The sequence below is a fragment of the Cryobacterium sp. Hh38 genome, from assembly GCF_004403235.1.
In the GTDB taxonomy this organism is placed as follows: domain Bacteria; phylum Actinomycetota; class Actinomycetes; order Actinomycetales; family Microbacteriaceae; genus Cryobacterium; species Cryobacterium levicorallinum.
On sequence record NZ_SOHD01000031.1, the window covers coordinates 1 to 16592 of the forward strand.

16 protein-coding genes are annotated in these 16592 nt (G+C 65.5%); 7 read left to right on the top strand and 9 right to left on the bottom strand.

Translation table 11 applies throughout. The features are described from left to right. Positions 1–249: 249 nt before the first annotated feature. From E3T41_RS11240 to dapD, 3 genes are all read right to left on the bottom strand, one after another. Positions 250–855, bottom strand: a complete 606-nt coding sequence (locus tag E3T41_RS11240; RefSeq protein WP_134478652.1) for a hypothetical protein — start codon at positions 853–855, stop codon at positions 250–252. Between the two features lie 73 nt (positions 856–928). Continuing rightward, on the bottom strand, positions 929–3589 hold the full coding sequence (locus E3T41_RS11245) for a penicillin acylase family protein (RefSeq protein WP_134478654.1): 2661 nt from the start codon (positions 3587–3589) through the stop codon (positions 929–931). Between the two features lie 67 nt (positions 3590–3656). Continuing rightward, positions 3657–4646, bottom strand: coding sequence for a 2,3,4,5-tetrahydropyridine-2,6-dicarboxylate N-succinyltransferase (dapD, locus tag E3T41_RS11250; protein WP_134478656.1), 990 nt, complete (start codon positions 4644–4646; stop codon positions 3657–3659). Positions 4647–4663: 17 nt separating this feature from the next. On the opposite strand from dapD, the gene dapE reads away from it, so the two are divergent. The 3 genes from dapE (at position 4664) to E3T41_RS11265 (ending at position 7310) form a co-directional block, all read left to right on the top strand. Beyond that, on the top strand, positions 4664–5776 hold the full coding sequence (gene dapE, locus E3T41_RS11255) for a succinyl-diaminopimelate desuccinylase (RefSeq protein WP_255455279.1): 1113 nt from the start codon (positions 4664–4666) through the stop codon (positions 5774–5776). A 15-nt stretch (positions 5777–5791) separates the two neighbouring features. After that, positions 5792–7051 carry a hypothetical protein gene (locus E3T41_RS11260; protein WP_241991142.1) on the top strand — a complete coding sequence of 420 codons (1260 nt, stop codon included), beginning with the start codon at positions 5792–5794 and terminating at the stop codon, positions 7049–7051. Positions 7052–7133: 82 nt separating this feature from the next. Next, complete coding sequence (locus tag E3T41_RS11265; RefSeq protein WP_092108645.1) at positions 7134–7310, top strand: DUF3117 domain-containing protein; 177 nt, start codon at positions 7134–7136, stop codon at positions 7308–7310. A gap of 67 nt (positions 7311–7377) precedes the next feature. On the opposite strand, the gene E3T41_RS11270 is transcribed toward E3T41_RS11265, so the two are convergent. Continuing rightward, complete coding sequence (locus tag E3T41_RS11270; RefSeq protein WP_092450256.1) at positions 7378–8010, bottom strand: O-methyltransferase; 633 nt, start codon at positions 8008–8010, stop codon at positions 7378–7380. An 86-nt stretch (positions 8011–8096) separates the two neighbouring features. Between E3T41_RS11270 and E3T41_RS11275 the strand changes: the two genes are divergently transcribed. Then, positions 8097–8486: a sec-independent translocase gene (locus tag E3T41_RS11275; protein WP_092450254.1), complete on the top strand. Its 390-nt coding sequence runs from the start codon at positions 8097–8099 to the stop codon at positions 8484–8486. A gap of 17 nt (positions 8487–8503) precedes the next feature. Beyond that, positions 8504–9325, top strand: a complete 822-nt coding sequence (gene ppk2, locus E3T41_RS11280) for a polyphosphate kinase 2 (protein WP_092450252.1) — start codon at positions 8504–8506, stop codon at positions 9323–9325. 28 nt (positions 9326–9353) lie between these two features. Here the strand turns inward: ppk2 and E3T41_RS11285 are convergent, their stop codons facing one another. Genes E3T41_RS11285 through E3T41_RS11295 form a run of 3 tightly spaced genes read right to left on the bottom strand, consistent with a single transcriptional unit; the run spans position 9354 to position 12416 of the window. Then, positions 9354–10535, bottom strand: coding sequence for an Mrp/NBP35 family ATP-binding protein (locus E3T41_RS11285; RefSeq protein WP_092450250.1), 1182 nt, complete (start codon positions 10533–10535; stop codon positions 9354–9356). Further along, positions 10532–11098, bottom strand: coding sequence for a DUF1003 domain-containing protein (locus tag E3T41_RS11290; protein WP_092450248.1), 567 nt, complete (start codon positions 11096–11098; stop codon positions 10532–10534). Before E3T41_RS11290 ends, E3T41_RS11285 begins: the two co-directional genes overlap by 4 nt. Continuing rightward, positions 11085–12416, bottom strand: a complete 1332-nt coding sequence (locus E3T41_RS11295) for a magnesium transporter MgtE N-terminal domain-containing protein (protein ID WP_134478658.1) — start codon at positions 12414–12416, stop codon at positions 11085–11087. Before E3T41_RS11295 ends, E3T41_RS11290 begins: the two co-directional genes overlap by 14 nt. A 251-nt stretch (positions 12417–12667) precedes the next feature. On the opposite strand from E3T41_RS11295, the gene E3T41_RS11300 reads away from it, so the two are divergent. After that, complete coding sequence (locus E3T41_RS11300; RefSeq protein WP_134478660.1) at positions 12668–13195, top strand: hypothetical protein; 528 nt, start codon at positions 12668–12670, stop codon at positions 13193–13195. A gap of 48 nt (positions 13196–13243) precedes the next feature. After that, positions 13244–13792 (top strand): general stress protein, encoded by a 549-nt coding sequence (locus E3T41_RS11305; protein ID WP_092450244.1) that lies wholly within the window; start codon positions 13244–13246, stop codon positions 13790–13792. A gap of 71 nt (positions 13793–13863) precedes the next feature. Here the strand turns inward: E3T41_RS11305 and E3T41_RS11310 are convergent, their stop codons facing one another. Both E3T41_RS11310 and E3T41_RS11315 read right to left on the bottom strand, forming a co-directional pair. Next, positions 13864–15408, bottom strand: a complete 1545-nt coding sequence (locus E3T41_RS11310) for an aminopeptidase P family protein (RefSeq protein ID WP_092450242.1) — start codon at positions 15406–15408, stop codon at positions 13864–13866. An 87-nt stretch (positions 15409–15495) separates the two neighbouring features. Continuing rightward, positions 15496–16542, bottom strand: coding sequence for an endonuclease/exonuclease/phosphatase family protein (locus E3T41_RS11315; protein WP_134478662.1), 1047 nt, complete (start codon positions 16540–16542; stop codon positions 15496–15498). Positions 16543–16592: the final 50 nt, after the last annotated feature.

Genomic DNA, 16592 nt, shown 5'->3' on the forward strand with positions numbered 1-16592 from the left:
CGCACATGGCCGGTCGCACCTGGCTGCCCGCCGCGCCGCCGCCGGACCCAGTGGCCTTCCCCGTGCCGTCCGAAGTCGCAGACCCTTCGGCGAATACATCGACGCCGTGACCATTGTTGAGTCCGCCCGAGACCAGCTCGGGGGGACAAGTATCGTTCTTGATGTCACTTGAGCTGCATGTCGTCTCGCTGGCGTAAGACGCTGAAATCGAGGACGAACCCAATGCCACGAGTGAGATGACACCGAAAGCTAGCAAAAATTTGAACCGGACCATACCGTTGACTCCGCAATAAGAAGTTGATTGGACATTTCATCTGGGGTGTAAAAGACAACGACCAATGGCCAGCGCGTTGGTTGATTTGGATCCGAAACGGCTTGCCCAGTCGTATCCACCTTTTGGCTTTGGCTCACATCTAGACAGACGTAGGTCTTTATCTCCCATGTTGCATTTGATAGAGCCCCAAACGACTGCACTGTCATCGAATCAAATGAGGTGGTGCCGGTGAATCTCCAACCGTTGTCGTCCAATTCCTTCTTTGTCTCGATTTCTCCATCTCGCTCGCGTCCGGTCGTTAAAGCGAGGTAATCATTCCAAGAATCGGACCCAATTTCGCCAGCGGTATCGCCGGCCGATAGATACGCGGTATAGGCCGCCTCGGCGGCAGCGAGGGCTTCGTCGTTCGAGGCGAAGATCGGGGGAGCGTCAGCGGGAGCGGCCGTGGCCTCCGCGACGGGTGATGTCGTGTTGGGCGGGACGGGAGCGGCCAGGCATCCGCTCAGCGTGCCGGCAAGGAAAAGCACGGCAGCGGTGAGCACAGTTCTGTGCACGGGGCGGCGTCGCGGCGGGTTGCGCATGGGGTCACCATAGACCGGATTGCTACAACCCCGTCAAAGTTCTCCACAGGCTGGTGTTCGGGCCAGAATCAGGCTACGCCGCGGGCTTGAGGGTGAGCGTGTCGGCCGCGTCGTCCTTGATGGCGGCGGGGGTGAACAGCCACGGGCGCGTCTCATGGTCGCGCCAGAGCGGTGCTTGATCGGTGTAGTTGGAATGAAAGGCGTGACCGGATGCCCCGGTGAGATTGATCCAGGTGGAGTCGTCGAAGTTCTCCAGGTTGATCACCTGCCGCATCGACGGCACCCAGTCGACCTGGTAGCCCTGGGTGGCATCCCAGCCGACGGCGTTCACGACGGCGGATCCGCCCGCCAACTCGTAGGGTCCGCGGTTGAACAGCCACTCCAGCGGGGCGATCCCCGACTCACCGAAGCTCGCGTTCTTGAGGTCGAGCGTGTGGATGCTGCCCCACTGCCAGTCGGTCGGGTCGGATCCCATCAGATCGGCACTCTCGGCGGCGGCGCTCGTCATGACCCGCCGCAACATGCTCTCCTGGCCGACGGTGCCATAGGTGGGGTTGGACCACCACGGCGAGTCAGGCTGGCCGAGCAGGCTCGTCACGACGGAGAACGCTCGGTCACCACCGGTGAGGTGGGCGCCGTCATCGACCTTTCCGGTGAACATGTCCTTCAGCAACGTGCGCCAGATCACGTTGAAGTAGGCGGCCGCCGCGCTGTCGGCATCCACCTGGTAGTCCCAACCATCGAGCAGCTGCTGCGCCTCAGCTGCTGAACCGGTGAGGCGCACCTCCTGTAGCCGAGGCACCAGCGCAGCCGCGATCGCACTGTAGTTGTCGCCCTGAATGTCGCTCATCAGCTCCGCGGTGAGCGGAGTTCCGACCGCGATGAGTTCTTGCAGGCGAGCGGTGATCTGGTTTGCCCGGTATCCGAGATCCCAGTCGGCGGTCAGCAGGTTCGGGGAGCCCGGGTCGGCGGCGGCGTTATTGGCCGTGACGATGTATCCGCTCGGCGGATTGAACGTGCTCGGCAGCACCTCAAAGGGGATGTAGCCGGTCCAGCCGTATTCACTGGTCCAGCCCGGCACCGGGAGGGTACCGCTACCGCTGGCTCGAATGGGGATGAGCCCGGGAGCCTGATAGCCGATATTGCCCTCGACGTCGGCGTAGGTCAGGTTTTGCGCCGGAACCTCAAACAGTTCAGCGGCAGCCCGAAAGCTGGTCCAGTCGGTCGCCTGGTTGAGTGCGAAAATAGCGGATGCCGTTCGCCCCGGTGTCAGCGCGGTCCACTGCAGGGACAGCTCATACGTCGTTAGGTCAACACCGCTGGCCTCAGCGCCGGACTCTGCCCCGGAGGAAGCGGTCGGCAGTCCAGCCGCTTTCGGATAGTCGCTGGCGATGCGTTGGTACGTGGTGCCGTCGAATCCGCTGAGTAACGGTCCGTGCTCGGTCGAGCGAATCTCGATCTTCACGTCATCGCCGCCGGCCACCGAGATCTTCTCGTCGCGCAGCAGGAGCGGCTTCGCCGCGCCGTCGAATTCATAGCTGTCGCCGGTGATTTTTTCAATGTAGAGGTCGGCGACGTCGGGTCCGAGGTTGGTGAAACCCCAGGCGATGCGCTCGGTGTGACCGATGATCACGCCGGGCAAACCGGAGAAGCTGTATCCGGCGACGTCGAACGGGCAGTCGGCGGTGATCGACTGGCAGCGCAGCCCGACCTGGTACCAGACCGAGGGCAGCGCCGGCCCGAGGTGCGGGTCGTTGGCCAACAGTGGCATGCCGGTGTTGGTGAGGGAGCCGGCGACGACCCAGGAGTTGGAACCGATCTCGCCGCCGGCCGGACCGAGCAGCTCCGGAATTGCCCCGAGTGCGGCGCGCAACTCGGTGAGCGCCCCCGCGTAAGAGTCGACGGACGCGGGCTCGACGGTCAAATCGAGGCCGGTGCTGGCGGATGGCTCAGCCGTTGGTTCACCGGCCGGCTCGGCGGCCTCCGGCGCCCCGGCCGACGGAACGACGACCGTCTGGCTGCCGGTGATGGTCGGGTGTGCTCCCGCGGGGTACTCGGGGTGCAGCTGGTTCACTTCGGTCGGGGTGAGCGTCGTCGACAGCAGTGCCCGGTCGATCTCATCATCCAGGTTGGAACGCAGGTCCCAGGCCATTGCCTTGAGCCAGGCGACCGAATCCGCCGGAGTCCACGGCTCGACCTCATACCCGGGGTTCTGCAGGCCCAAAACGGCATACTCCAGTGACAGATCAGCGCCGTCGTGGGTGTCGAGGTAGGCGTTCACCCCGTCGGCGTAGGACTGGTAATAGCCAAGCGCGACCGGGTCGAGCAGTGCTACCTCCTGTTCGGCGACGGCTCGCCAGCCGAGCGTCCGCACAAACGTGTCGGTGCCCACCTGGCTCTCGCCGAACAGCTCCGACAATCGGCCGCTGGTCACGTGCCGGCGAAAATCCATCTCCCAGAAGCGGTCTTGGGCGTGCACGTAGCCCTCGGCCAGAAACAGGTCGGCCGCGGTCTTCGCCGTGATTTGAGGTATCCCGGCTTCGTCACGAGTCACGGTCACCGGGTTTGACAATCCCTCGATGTCGACGGTGCCCGACAGCGTCGGGAACGACCGTGTCACCGTCCACACCCCGAGCCCGGCCGTGACCAGGACGAGGCTGAGCACCACACCGACCGCGATCAGCAACCGCCGAATGCGGCGATGGCCCTTGCTGCGCGGTGCGTCGGTGCCCACATCACTCCCTCGCGTGTTGCCTCTACCCGGATGCTAGCGGAACCCGCCGACATCCGCTCTGCAGCTGCTACGCGTGCAGCGCGGCGTTCAGCGTGATGCCGCTGCCGCTGCGGGCGAGGACCTCGACGGCGCCGGAGATGGAATTGCGGCGAAAGAGCAGGTTCGGCACGCCGGAAAGCTCCACGGCCTTCACCGTCGGCCGCGCGCCGTCGTCCCCGACCGGCTCGCCGATCAGAATCACCTTGGTGCCGGCCGTGACGTAGAGCCCGGCCTCGACGACGCTGTCGTCGCCGATGGCGATGCCGACCCCGGAGTTGGCGCCGAGCAGGGCGCGGGCACCGATCGAAATGCGCTGGGTACCGCCGCCGGAGAGCGTGCCCATAATGGATGCCCCGCCACCGATATCGGCGCCGTCACCGACCACGACACCCTGCGAAATACGGCCCTCGACCATCGAGGAGCCGAGGGTTCCGGCGTTGAAGTTGACGAAGCCCTCGTGCATCACGGTGGTGCCGGGCGCGAGGTGCGCGCCGAGCCGCACGCGGGAGGCATCCGCTATTCTCACGCCGGCCGGGACGACGTAGTCGAGCAGCGGCGGAAACTTGTCGACGCCGCTGGCCTGTATGCCGGCGCGCTGCAGGGCCGGGCGAAGCCGGGCGAAGTCGACCGGCAGCATGGGGCCGGCGTTGGTCCAGACCACGGTGGGCAGGTGCGCGAAGATACCGTCGAGGTTGATGCTGTTCGGCAGAACGAGCAGGTGGGAGAGCAGGTGCAGCCGCAGGTAGGCATCCGAGGTGCTGGCTGGGGCCGCGTCAAGGGTGATCTCCACGGTGACGGCTTCGAGGCGCACCGCTCGACGCGCGTCGTCACCGGCTGCCTCGCTGAGTTCGGCCGGAATGATCCAGCGATCGCGGCCGGTCGGCAGGGCGCCGAGGGCCGGGGTCGGAAACCAGGTGTCGAGCACGGTGCCGTCGGTGGCGACAGAAGCGAGACCATACCCCCACGCCTGGGTCGGAGTGGCGTCAGAAGGGGCGTTTTTGGTCAGAACGGAGGGCATACCTCTAGATTAGTAGGGTGACTTCTAGACTTCCGGCCCCAGCAAAATTCACCGTGCTTGACCTGACGGCAACGTCGATCGAACTGACCAGACAAATTTGCGACATGGAGTCGGTCTCCGGCAATGAGACCGCTTTGGCCGATGCGATCGTCGCCGCGCTGGAGGGCTTCGACCACCTCGAAATCATTCGCGACGGCGACACCGTCGTCGCTCGCACCAACCTGAATCGTGCCCAGCGCGTCGTCATCGCCGGCCACATCGACACCGTGCCGCTCAACGACAACCTGCCGACCTGCTACGAGACCATCGACGGCATCGACTACCTGTGGGGCCGCGGCACCGTCGACATGAAGGCGGGGGTGGCCGTGCAGCTCAAGCTCGCCGCCGAACTGAGCGACCCCGGAGTCGACGTGACCTGGATGTGGTACGACCACGAAGAAGTCTCCGACGAACTCAACGGCCTCGGCCGTCTGGCTCGCAATCGTCCCGACCTGTTCACGGGTGATTTCGCCATTCTCGGCGAACCGACCAAAAGCCAGATCGAGGGCGGTTGCAACGGCAACCTGCGGGTCGAGATCCGCACGTTCGGACTGCGCTCGCACTCCGCGCGCAGCTGGGTCGGCGAGAACGCCATCCACAAGGCCGCACCCATCCTGAACATTTTAGCCGGGTATCAGGCCCGCGAGGTTGAGGTTGAGGGCCTGATCTACCGCGAAGGACTCAACGCGGTCGGCATCACCGGCGGTGTCGCCGGCAATATCATCCCGGACGAGTGCATGGTGCACGTCAACTACCGTTTCGCGCCGAGCCGCAGCGGCGATGAGGCCGTCGCCCACCTGCGCGAGCTGTTCGCCGGCTACGATCTGACGGTCGTGGACCGGGCCGAGGGAGCGCGCCCCGGCCTCGACGCCCCGCTCGCCCGCGAATTCCTCGCTGCCGTCGGCGGCGTGGCCACGCCCAAATACGGCTGGACCGACGTCGCACGCTTCTCCGCCCTCGGCGTTCCGGCCGTCAACTACGGCCCCGGCGACCCGCTGAAGGCGCACGCCGACGACGAGCGCGTGGCCGTAGAAGAGATCACGGCCTGCGAGATCGGACTGCGCGCCTGGCTGAGCGCATCCGTTCGCTAACGCAGCGACAGAACGATGACTGAGCGGACGCTGCGCTCCCGCAACCAAGCCACCCGCCGCCCAGACCCCCGCCCGCCCGCCCGCCGGCTGCCCGCTGCGTGGCAGGCCCGCTATCGGCTGACGCCGTGGTGGGGCAAGGTGATCGTGGTCTGGGCGCTGTCGCGCGTGGTCACGACGAGCCTGGTCCTCATGCTGGCGAGCGTGCAGGGCCCCAACGCCTGGACCGGCGCGAGCCCGAAATACACCGACTTCGCCAATATGTGGGACGGCAACTGGTACAACATCGTCGCCGTTGTCGGCTACCCGAGTGTGCTGCCGGAAACCTCGACCGGCCAGATCGGCGAGAACGCCTGGGCGTTCATGCCGGGGTACCCGGTACTGGCGCGCCTGCTTATGGAACTGACCGGGTTATCCTGGGCGCCGGTGGCGGTGTTCGTCTCGGTCGCCTTCAGCCTCGGCACCGCGCTGCTGTTCTACCGGCTGATGGCCCGGGTTCAGTCGCCGGCCACGGCCCTGTTCGCGGTCGTTCTGTTCTGTGCCGCCCCGCTGTCGCCCATGCTGCAGTTCGCCTACGCCGAGTCGATGTACCTCTTCTTTCTGACCCTCGCGCTCTACCTGCTGCTCGAACGCCGCTACTGGCTGCTGTTTCCGGTGATCGCGGTGATGGCCCTGACCCGGCCGAGCGGGCTGGCCTTCGCGCTCGCGCTCGGGCTGCACGTGATCTATCGGTTCGTCACGCGCGCGCGTGATCCTTTTGCGCCTCGAGAGCGGATGCTGGCGGCATCCGTTACCCTGTTCAGCGCTCTGATGGGACTGGCCTGGCCGCTCGCAGCGTGGGCGGCGACCGGCGACCTGATGGCCTATACCGACACGGAACTGGCTTGGCGAGCACCGTACATCGGCTATCAGGAGCTCGTGCCGTTCACGGCCTGGTTCCAGAGCGGCGTCTGGTGGCTCGGCAGCCCGTTGGGTATCGTCGTGGTGACCGCCCTGATTCTGGCCTTCACGCTACTGCTGTTCACCCCCGCCGTGCGACGTCTCGGCGTTGACCTGCGGCTGTGGCTGGCGAGTTACGCCCTGTACCTGCTTGCGGTGTTTTTTCCGCAGTCCAGCACGTTTCGGCTGCTCATGCCGATGTTTCCGCTGCTCGGCGCGGCCGCGATGCCGCGTAACCGGGCCTATCGCGTGGCGATCGTTCTGGTCTGCGTGGCCGGGCAGTGGGGCTGGCTGCTGATCTGCTGGGGTGTCGACGGCTACGACTGGACACCGCCTTAAACAACCGCGATCAGGCCCTAATTTACGTCTCGGGCCGAGATAGTCGATAATGGATATACAAAGACGAATGGAAGGGGAGTTCATGGCGGCCATGAAGCCACGAACCGGAGACGGTCCAATGGAGGCGGTAAAAGAGGGGCGCCTGATCATCGTGCGTGTACCGCTCGAAGGTGGGGGTCGGCTCGTTGTATCAGTCAACGACGCCGAGGCCAAGGAACTTCACGATGCACTCGCAGGGGTTGTCGCTGCGGCGAAGTAGCGTTCCTCTAGTTTGAAACAGAAAAGAACGGCTGCTCGCGCAGCCGTTCTTTTCTATGTGCGGTCGGTTAAGCGCTCAGCTTGGTGATCTGCAGCAGCCCATCGCCGACGGGGGAGAGCGCGCTGATCACGGCACTCGACCCGGCGATCTCGGTCAGCAGCGTGCGAAAACCGGTGGCCACGTCGTCGCGCTGCGCCGGGTCGGCGACGCGGCCGCGCCACAGGGCGTGAGCCACGAGTACGGTTCCGCCCGGGCGGGCCAGGCGCAGGCCGTGTTCAACGTATTCGATGACCGACTGCGGGTCGGCGTCAACGAACACAATGTCGTAAGAATTCTCGTTCATGCGGGGCAGCACCTCACCGGCCTTGCCTGTGATCAGGCGAACCCGGTTGGCCGGAATCTTCGCCTCGGCGAAATTGGCTTTGGCGTGCTGTAGATGATCGACCTCGGTATCGATCGAGGTCAGGGTAGCGCCGGGCGCGCCGGTGAGCAGCCAGATCCCCGACACTCCGGCCCCGGTACCGACCTCGAGGATGCTGCGGGCCCCGGTGGCGGCGGCGATCACGGCGGACTGTGCGCCCACCGAGGGTGCAATCGCGTCGATCCCGAGTTCGAGGGATTGTTGACGCGCGCGCGCGATGGCTTCGGATTCGACGACACAGTCGTCGGAGAACTTCCAGTTCAATTCAATGTCAGACACAAATAACTCCAGTAGATGATTAGCTCAAGACTAGGGCCGAGGTGGACTGGTCCATGGATGCCCCGCCGGGCAGATATTCTAGGGACATGTTTGGGCTGACGTTCGAAAAGATTCTGCTGATCGGGATCATCGCTGTCTTCTTGCTTGGCCCAGACAAGTTGCCGCACTACGCCGCCCAGCTTGCTCGCCTGGTACGCCAGCTGCGCGACATGGCCAATGGTGCCAAAGATCGCATGCGCGACGAGATGGGTCCGGAGTTCGACGATCTGGACTGGAAAAAACTCGACCCACGCCAGTACGATCCCCGCCGCATAATTCGAGAAGCCCTCGCCGATGAAGACCCGGTCAAGGAGCAATCCGCGTCAATTTCCCGGGCCGAGCCGAACCCCGACGGCGCCTATTTGAAACGCAAACGTGCCAGGGAAGCCGCCCTGGCCGCGCTCGAGCCGGCCCCGTTCGACTCTGAGGCGACGTAACGCTCCAAGGAGAACGGATGAGCGAGTTGAAGCAGCCCAAGCGAGTAAAAAAGTCCATCTACGAGACCGAACTCGCCCGGCTGCAGGCCGAACTGGTCACGATGCAGCAGTGGGTGAAGGCATCCGGTGCCCGCGTCGTGGTGATCTTCGAGGGCCGCGATGCTGCCGGCAAGGGTTCGGCGATCAAGCGCATCACCGAATATCTCAATCCCCGGGTGGCGCGCATCGTCGCGCTGCCGATGCCGACCGAGCGCCAGCGCGGCCAGTGGTATTTTCAGCGTTACATCGAGCACCTGCCCTCGACCGGCGAGATCGTGCTGATGGACCGATCCTGGTACAACCGGGCTGGCGTCGAGCGGGTGATGGGCTACTGCACTTCCGATGAATACCGTCGGTTTCTGCACCAGGCACCCCTGTTCGAACGGATGCTGGTCGAAGACGGAATTCTGCTGGTCAAGTACTGGTTCTCGGTGTCTGACCTGGAGCAGGAACGACGGTTTCGCTCCCGGCTGAAAGACCCGATGCGGCGTTGGAAGCTCTCCGAAACGGATGTGCTGTCGATCACCCAGTGGGTCGAGTATTCCAAGGCGAAGGATGAGATGTTCGTGCACACCGACATCGCCGAAGCGCCCTGGTGGGTGGTCGAGAGCGAGGACAAGCGGGCCAGCCGGTTGAACGTGATCAGCCATCTGCTCTCGCTCGTGCCGTACGAGAAAACGGACCCGCCGAAGGTGCACATTCCGCCCAGGCCGCCGGCTTCGGACTATGAACGGCCGCCGCGGGAGGAGAACCACCAGGTTCCCGACCATGCCGCGACGCTGGTGAAGCCGAAGGAATAAGGATTCCCGGGCGGTTTCACCGGGCCGGCTAGCGCGGTGTGAGGCCCAGGCTGAGGCCGGCCAGTCCGCGGGCCCGCGTCTTCATACGGTGCGCGAGCTCCAGAATGGCGCGAGCGGCCGGGTCGTCGGGCGCGCCGAGCACGACCGGGAGCCCGGCATCACCGCCGCTGCGCAGGGCCAGGCTTAGCGGAACCTGCGCTAGCACCGGCACCGGCGCGGGCTGCCCGACGGAGAGGCGCCTGGCGACCTCGTCGCCGCCGCCCGAACCGAACAGCTCGAGCAAGCTGCCGTCGGGCTGCACCATCGCCGACATGTTCTCGATCACGCCGTAGACGCTCTGCCCGGTCTGGCGGGCCACGACGCCGCTGCGTTCGGCCACATCGGCCGCTGCGGACTGCGGCGTGGTCACGACGATGACCTCGGCGTGGGGGAGCAGCTGGCCGACCGTGATGGCGACGTCGCCGGTGCCCGGTGGCAGGTCGAGCAGCAGCACGTCGAGGTCGCCGAAGTACACATCGGTGAGAAACTGCTTGATCGTGCGGTGCAGCATCGGTCCGCGCCAGGCGACCGCGGCCGACGCGTCGTCGATGAACATGCCGATCGAGATGACCTTCACGTCGTGCGCGATCGGCGGCAAAATCATGTCGCCGACCTGGGTTGGTTTGACCGCGAGGCCGTCGTGCACCAGGCCGAGCAGGCCGGGAATGCTGAAGCCGTGCACGTCTGCGTCGACGATTCCCACTCGCAGGCCTTCACCGGCCAGCGCCACGGCCAGGTTCGCGGTGACGGTGGACTTGCCGACGCCGCCCTTGCCGCTCGTGATCGCGTAAACGCGGGTGAGCGACTCCGGGCCGAACTGCACACTGCGTGCCACCTGGCCGCCGCGCAGCTTCTCAGTCAGCGCGGTGCGTTGCTCGCGGGTCATGATCGCCACCTCGACGCTCGCGCGCCCCGGCCCGGACACCGACTCGGCGGCGGCGAGAACGTCGCTCTCGATGCGCTGGGCGGCCGGACAACCGGCAATGGTCAAGCGGATGCCGACGCTCACCTGACCGTCATCGCTCACGCTCACCCCGGACACCATGTCGAGGTCGGTGATGGGCTTGCGAATCTCGGGGTCGGTCACCCGTGATAGGGCGGTGAAGACGCGGGAGCGGATGCTGTCGGGCTCTGGAGTCAGAGGGGCCGGAGGAAAAGGTGTAGAAGTCATGCGGTGGGGCGGCTTTCGTCGGTGCTGTCTGGGGCTGCTCGTTCGTCGCTGCGCTCATCACTGCGCTCATCCAGATGCTCGAGCAACGCACGCAGTTCCGCGCGGATGAAGTCTTTCGAGGCCATGTCCTTGATCGCAATGCGCAGCGCTACAACCTCACGGGCGAGATATTCGGTGTCAGCGAGGGTGCGTTCTGACCGCTGGCGGTCCTGCTCGAACTGCACACGATCACGGTCGTCCTGACGGTTCTGCGCGAGCAGAATCATCGGCGCGGCATACGAGGCCTGCATCGAGAGCACGAGGGTCAGGGCGATGAAGCCGAGCGCGACGGAGTCGAATCGCCAGGCAACCGGGGCGAGCGTGTTCCAGGAAATCCAGGCGACGGCGAACAGGGTGAGTCCGAGCAAAAACCAGGGGGTTCCCATGCCGCGGGCGATGGCCTCGGTGAAGCGGCCGAACCGGTCCCGGCTGTGGCCGCCGTTGCGCCCGAGACCCACGAGGTTGCCGGTTCGCAGCCCCTTGGGCGCATCGAGGCGCAGGTCGGCGCGATTATTGCGGGCCACGAGTCGTCCTTTGCGCTCCGGGGAGCGGGATGCTGCCGGTTCTCAGCTCGCTGCGGGCGGCGGCGCGGCGACGCACATCATCATTGCCGTCGTGGCTGCGCCAGTCGTCGGGCAGCAGGTAATCGAGCACGTCATCAATCGTCACCACCCCGACCAGTCGGTAATTCTCATCGACCACGGGCACCGACACAAGGTCGTAGCTCGCCAGAATACGGCTGACTTCGGCGGCCGACGTGTCGGCGGTCACCGGATCCAGACCTGCGTCGAGCAGCGTGCCGAGCCGCTCGTGGGGCGGGTAGCGCAGCATCCGCTGAAAATGCACCATGCCCAGAAAACGACCGGTGGGAGCTTCGTAGGGGGGCAGGGTCACGCAGATCGCCGCACCGAGTGCCGGGGCAAGATCATGACGACGGATGCGCGCGAGCCCCTCGGCGACGGTGGCATCGGCCGAGACGATGATCGGCTCGGTCGTCATGAGGCCGCCGGCCGTGTCGGGAGCGTAGGAGAGCAGAAACCGCACGTCTTCGGCTTCTTCGGGCTCCATCAGGTCGAGCAGCTGCTCGCCGCGCTCCTCGGGCAGCTGGGCGATGAGGTCGGCCGCATCGTCGGGCTGCATCTGATCGAGCACATCGGCGGCGCGGGCATCGCCGAGGCTGGTCAGAATGCCGACCTGATCGGTCTCTGGCATCTCCTCGAGCACGTCGGCGAGGCGATCGTCGGGCAGCTCGCCGGCCACCTCAAACATGCGCTCGCGCGGCAGGTCGAGCAGGGTATTGGCGAGGTCGGCCGGTTTCAAGTCGGAATAGGTCGCGATGAGGTGTTCGGCGGACTGCGCCTGGCCTTCGGTCGCTTTCTCGCGCACCTCTGCCCAGGTTGCAAAGGTCGTGACGCCCTTGACGAAGGGGGAGGCGCTGGTCTTGGGGCGACGCACGAACAGCTGGCTGATCGCCCAGTCGGCCTCCGTGCCCTCCTTGATCGCGACGTCTTCAATGGTGGCGTCGCCCGAGCCGTCGGTGAAGAGCACCTTGCGGCCGAGGAGTTCGGCGATGACGCGCACCTCGCCGCCGCGCTGCTCATAGCGGCGAACATTGATGAGGCCGGTCGTGATGACCTGGCCGCTGCCGATGCTGGTGACCCGGTTGATCGACACGAAGACGCGTCGTTTACCGGGGATCTCCACGATCAGGCCGACGACGCTGGGCGGGTCGTTTTTTCGATACACCACGAGAACATCGCGCACCTTGCCCACGCGGTCGCCCGCGGGGTCGAAAACGGTGCACCCGGCCAGTCGGGCGACAAAAACTCTGGTGGCACTCACAATATAAATGTAGGCCACTGGCCCGACATTGGTGGCCCGGCACGACTTCCCGTGTCGGCCACCAGCCCGACGATGGTGACCAGGCACGAATTGCCGGCACGGAATAGGGTTGCGCTCATGACCGTTTGCGAACTTGCCCATGATTCCCGACAAAAGTTCACTGCGCGGTGCTCGGCCGGGCCCGCTTTCCGGGCGCAGGGCGAACGTTGAGCTTTCCGGCGAAGGACGGCATTCCGCCGGCGAGGCGAGCCGTGCAATTGATCTGGAGTGGAGTGGCACCCGACTACGGGAAAGTCAAAGACAGCGCCGCCGCCGGCTGGGCGCTCACCGGTCTCCTGAACGCAGCGCACGACATCCTCGCCTATCGGCAATTATCGGTCAAGGCCGAATCAATCCACCTGGTCTCCGGCGACCGGATGAGCTACCTGAAATTTGCGGTCGCAACCGATCGCACCGCGGGCAATGCCGTTTCGCTGTCCCACCTCCTGGCGGTCAACGCTGAGGAGGCACGGGGTCTCGGCGACCTGATCGGCGGGAACCCGCCGTTTCGCTCGCTCCGAATCGTCATCCTCTCTTTGGAGGGCGACTTCGCCATCAACCGGCTCGACCTGGACCCCGAAAGCCCGGGCGGTGTCTCGTGGTACGGCCCGTTCGACCGCGAACTCTTCAAGGACATTGCTCTGGGCTTTGCGCTCTTCGTCACCCACATGGTGGCCAATGTCTTTGACGACGACGACGGTGAGGAGACGTTCGCCGAGTCCATTGAATGGATTACCTGAGGTGGCACGATCGGGCATGTCAACAGGTCTGCGTGAAAGAATACCGGAATGAGCAACCAGAGTCTGTTTCCCCGGCGTCGCCCAGTTTTGCCTCCCGTGTTGCCGCGCGGAGAGGTGCTCGCGACGTACAGCACCTACGCCGATGCGCAGAGCGCGGTCGACACGCTCGCCAAGGCGGACTTTCCGGTGAAGCAGCTGGCGATTGTCGGCAACGACCTCAAGAGTGTCGAGCGAGTGACCGGCAAACTCACCTACGGCCGGGTCGCGCTCGCTGGCGCGGCATCCGGTGCCTGGTTGGGAATTTTCTTCGGGATTCTGTTCTTTTTGTTCTCGCCGACCGGATCGAGCCTACCGTTCGTCTTCGCCGCCCTGATCATGGGTGCCGGATTCGGCATGCTGCTCGGCATTGCGAGCTACGCGATCAACCGCCGCCGCCGCGACTTCACCTCGACCATGCAGGTCATCGCGACCAACTACCAGATCATCGTCGACGTCGAACTGGTCAACCGGGCCCGCAACCTGCTCTCGGGATTTCGCGAGGCCGAGCCAACAGCGCCTGCTGCGCCCCCGGTAGATCCTCCGATCCCCTCCGAATAGTCACGCGAGAGCGCAAAAAGTGCCCGATTGGGAGTCCCAATCGGGCACTTTTTGCGCTCTCGCGAACCTGTTTAGCTGTGCTTCGCGGCGATCCAGGCTTCAACTTCATTCGCGGTGCGGGGAATAGCTGCGGAGAGGTTTTCGGCTCCGGTGGCGGTCACCAGGATGTCGTCTTCGATGCGCACGCCGATGCCGCGGAATTCGGCCGGCACCGTGAGGTCGTCGGGCTGAAAGTACAGGCCGGGTTCGATCGTGAAGACCATGCCCGGTTCGAGCACGCCGTCCATATACATGTCGCGGCGTGCCTGCGCGCAGTCGTGCACGTCGATGCCGAGGTGGTGGCTGGTACCGTGCACCATGTAACGGCGGTGTTGGCCGTTGTCCGGAAGAAGGGCCTCCTCCGCGGTGACCGGGAGCATTCCCCACTCCGCGGTGCGCCTCGCGATGACCTGCATCGCGGCGGCGTGCACGTCGCGAAAGATGGCACCGGGGCGAACGACGGCGAGGGCGGCATCCGCTGCCTCACGCACGGTTTCGTAGACCTGGCGCTGGACGTCGCTGTAGACGCCATTCACCGGGAGGGTGCGAGTAATGTCGGCGGTGTAGTAGCTGTCGAGTTCGACGCCGGCGTCGATGAGAATGAGGTCACCGGCGGCGACAACGCCGTCGTTGCGGGTCCAGTGCAGAATGCAGGCGTGCGGGCCCGAAGCGGCGATGGTGTCGTAGCCGACCGTGTTGCCGTCGCTGCGGGCGCGGGTGTTGAACACACCCTCGACGAGGCGTTCGCCGCGGGCATGCTGGCTGGAGCGGGGGAGGTCGGCGATGACGTCGTCGAATCCGCGGGCGGTGGCGGCGACAGCGAGGCGCATTTGCGCGATCTCCCAGGCGTCCTTCACGAGGCGCAGTTCGGACAGATCCCGGGCCAGGCCGGCGTCCGGCTCATGCTCGGCATTGATCTCGATGCTGAACGGAGAGTCGGTGGCGTTGCTGCTGAGCACCCGCTCGGCGGCGAAACGCAGGCGGGCCTCGTCGACCTGCTCGGTAAAGGTCGGATCGGCTTCACGCAACACGAGGGTTTCGCTGTCGACCGCCTTCAGCACTGCGGCGAGGTCGGCGATGCCGCGCACCGCGACGGCGAGGTCGCTGGCGACCTGGGCGACGGATGGACGCGGTCCGATCCAGAATTCGCCGATGTCGGGGTTGGCGTAGAACTCGTCGGAGTCGCGGCCGGCCCGCTCGCGAAAGTACAGGGTCGCGTCGTGGCCGACAGCGGCCGCTGGTTCCAGCACGAGCACGGCACCGGGTTCGCTGTCGCTGCCCCAGCCGGTGAGGTGGGCGAAGGCCGAGTGGGCGCGGAAGGCGTAGTCAGTGTCGTTGGAGCGCTGCTTGAGGCGGCCGGCCGGAATGATCAGTCGCTGGCCAGGGTACTGCGCGGATAGCCGGGCGCGGCGTGCGGCGGCGAACGGTGCCTGCTCGCGAGCTGGCGGCAGAACGTCGGTGCGTTCGGCCCATCCGCTCGCGATGAAAGCTTTGAAGCCGGTAGACCTGGGAGTGGTCGAACGGTTCTCGTTCGAACGCGCGGCAGGAATAAGTGCGGGAGCAGTAGTATCAGCCATTCCCCCATTCTCACACCGCACTCTGGGCGGCGCCCGATCGGGTGCTGCAGATGCTGCGACGAGCGGATGCTGCGCGGCTGTCCGAAACTAACTGGCCGGCGTCAGCGTCGCCACGATCGGTCGGTGATCGCTTCCGGCCTCGTCCAGTGACTCGATCACCTGCAGGCCCAAGACCCGCCAGTTCGGGGTGGCCATCACGTGATCGATCGGGCTGCCGAGCAGCGCGGGCATCGCGGTCGGCCACGTGCCGACGGATGCCGCACCGATTGACAGGGCAGCATCCGAGCAGTTGCCGAGCACCGAGTCGCCGCCGCTCGCTCGGCCCGCCATGTGGTCGAGCGTGGAATTGAAGTCGCCCGCCATGATCACGTCGTCGCCCTGGCACTGGGTGGCGAGCCAGTCGAGATCGCTGCGCCAGTTCGACATCTCATACTGAATCGGTGCAACGGCATGCACCGCCACAATGGTGGGGCCGGTCCCGTCGACCGGTTCGGCCACGACGGTCGGCAGCACGTTGGTGTTGCCGGGCGGCCCGGACCCGGCCGCGTTGGTGACCGTGTAGTCGCCCAGGTCCGGGCTGATCAGCACGGTGGTGGAGCGGGCCTTGGAGACCAGATCGAAGGCCAGGGTGTGCACCCACATTGGGCGGCCGGCGTCGCGCATCGCTTCGGCGATCAGAATGCCGGTCTCTTCCGTCGTTTCGGGCAGGGTCACGACGTCGGCGTTTTGGGCCAGCGCTTGCGCGGCGATGACCGCGGCGCCGGGAGCGTCTCCGAGCGTGTTCCAACTGAGTACGGTGACGGAGTCGGCATCCGCTTCGGCGCTGAGCTGACCCTGGGTGGGCGAAACCGTGGTCGTGAAACCGCGGGAGGCCAGAATGCCGACGTTGGCGATACCGAACAGGGCGAGCAGCACCATGGCCATTCCCAATGTTCGACGCAGCGGGCGAATAAACCGCAGTACCCCGAGCAGGACGAGCCCGACGACCGCGCCGATGACGGCCACGGCGCGAAAGGACACCAGATGGGCGACGACCCAGCTGTTGTGCAGGCCGAACGCCTGCGGCCAGGTCACCACCAGCAGGATGACGGCGGCACCGATCAGAATCAGTGCCCGAAGGAGTCTGGAGAACATTGTTCTGAACCCTAGATCAGTATTCTGGGGAATCCCCAGTGCCGTGGTCA

Excerpts from the sequence above, each read along its gene's own strand:
- dapD (WP_134478656.1), bottom strand. The coding sequence starts at position 4,646 with ATGCCCTCCGTTCTGACCAAAAACGCCCCTTCTGACGCCACTCCGACC.
- E3T41_RS11310 (WP_092450242.1), bottom strand. The coding sequence starts at position 15,408 with ATGGCTGATACTACTGCTCCCGCACTTATTCCTGCCGCGCGTTCGAAC.
- E3T41_RS11265 (WP_092108645.1), top strand. The coding sequence starts at position 7,134 with ATGGCGGCCATGAAGCCACGAACCGGAGACGGTCCAATGGAGGCGGTA.
- E3T41_RS11315 (WP_134478662.1), bottom strand. The coding sequence starts at position 16,542 with ATGTTCTCCAGACTCCTTCGGGCACTGATTCTGATCGGTGCCGCCGTC.
- E3T41_RS11305 (WP_092450244.1), top strand. The coding sequence starts at position 13,244 with ATGAGCAACCAGAGTCTGTTTCCCCGGCGTCGCCCAGTTTTGCCTCCC.
- E3T41_RS11260 (WP_241991142.1), top strand. The coding sequence starts at position 5,792 with ATGACTGAGCGGACGCTGCGCTCCCGCAACCAAGCCACCCGCCGCCCA.
- ppk2 (WP_092450252.1), top strand. The coding sequence starts at position 8,504 with ATGAGCGAGTTGAAGCAGCCCAAGCGAGTAAAAAAGTCCATCTACGAG.
- E3T41_RS11275 (WP_092450254.1), top strand. The coding sequence starts at position 8,097 with ATGTTTGGGCTGACGTTCGAAAAGATTCTGCTGATCGGGATCATCGCT.
- E3T41_RS11285 (WP_092450250.1), bottom strand. The coding sequence starts at position 10,535 with ATGACTTCTACACCTTTTCCTCCGGCCCCTCTGACTCCAGAGCCCGAC.
- E3T41_RS11240 (WP_134478652.1), bottom strand. The coding sequence starts at position 855 with ATGCGCAACCCGCCGCGACGCCGCCCCGTGCACAGAACTGTGCTCACC.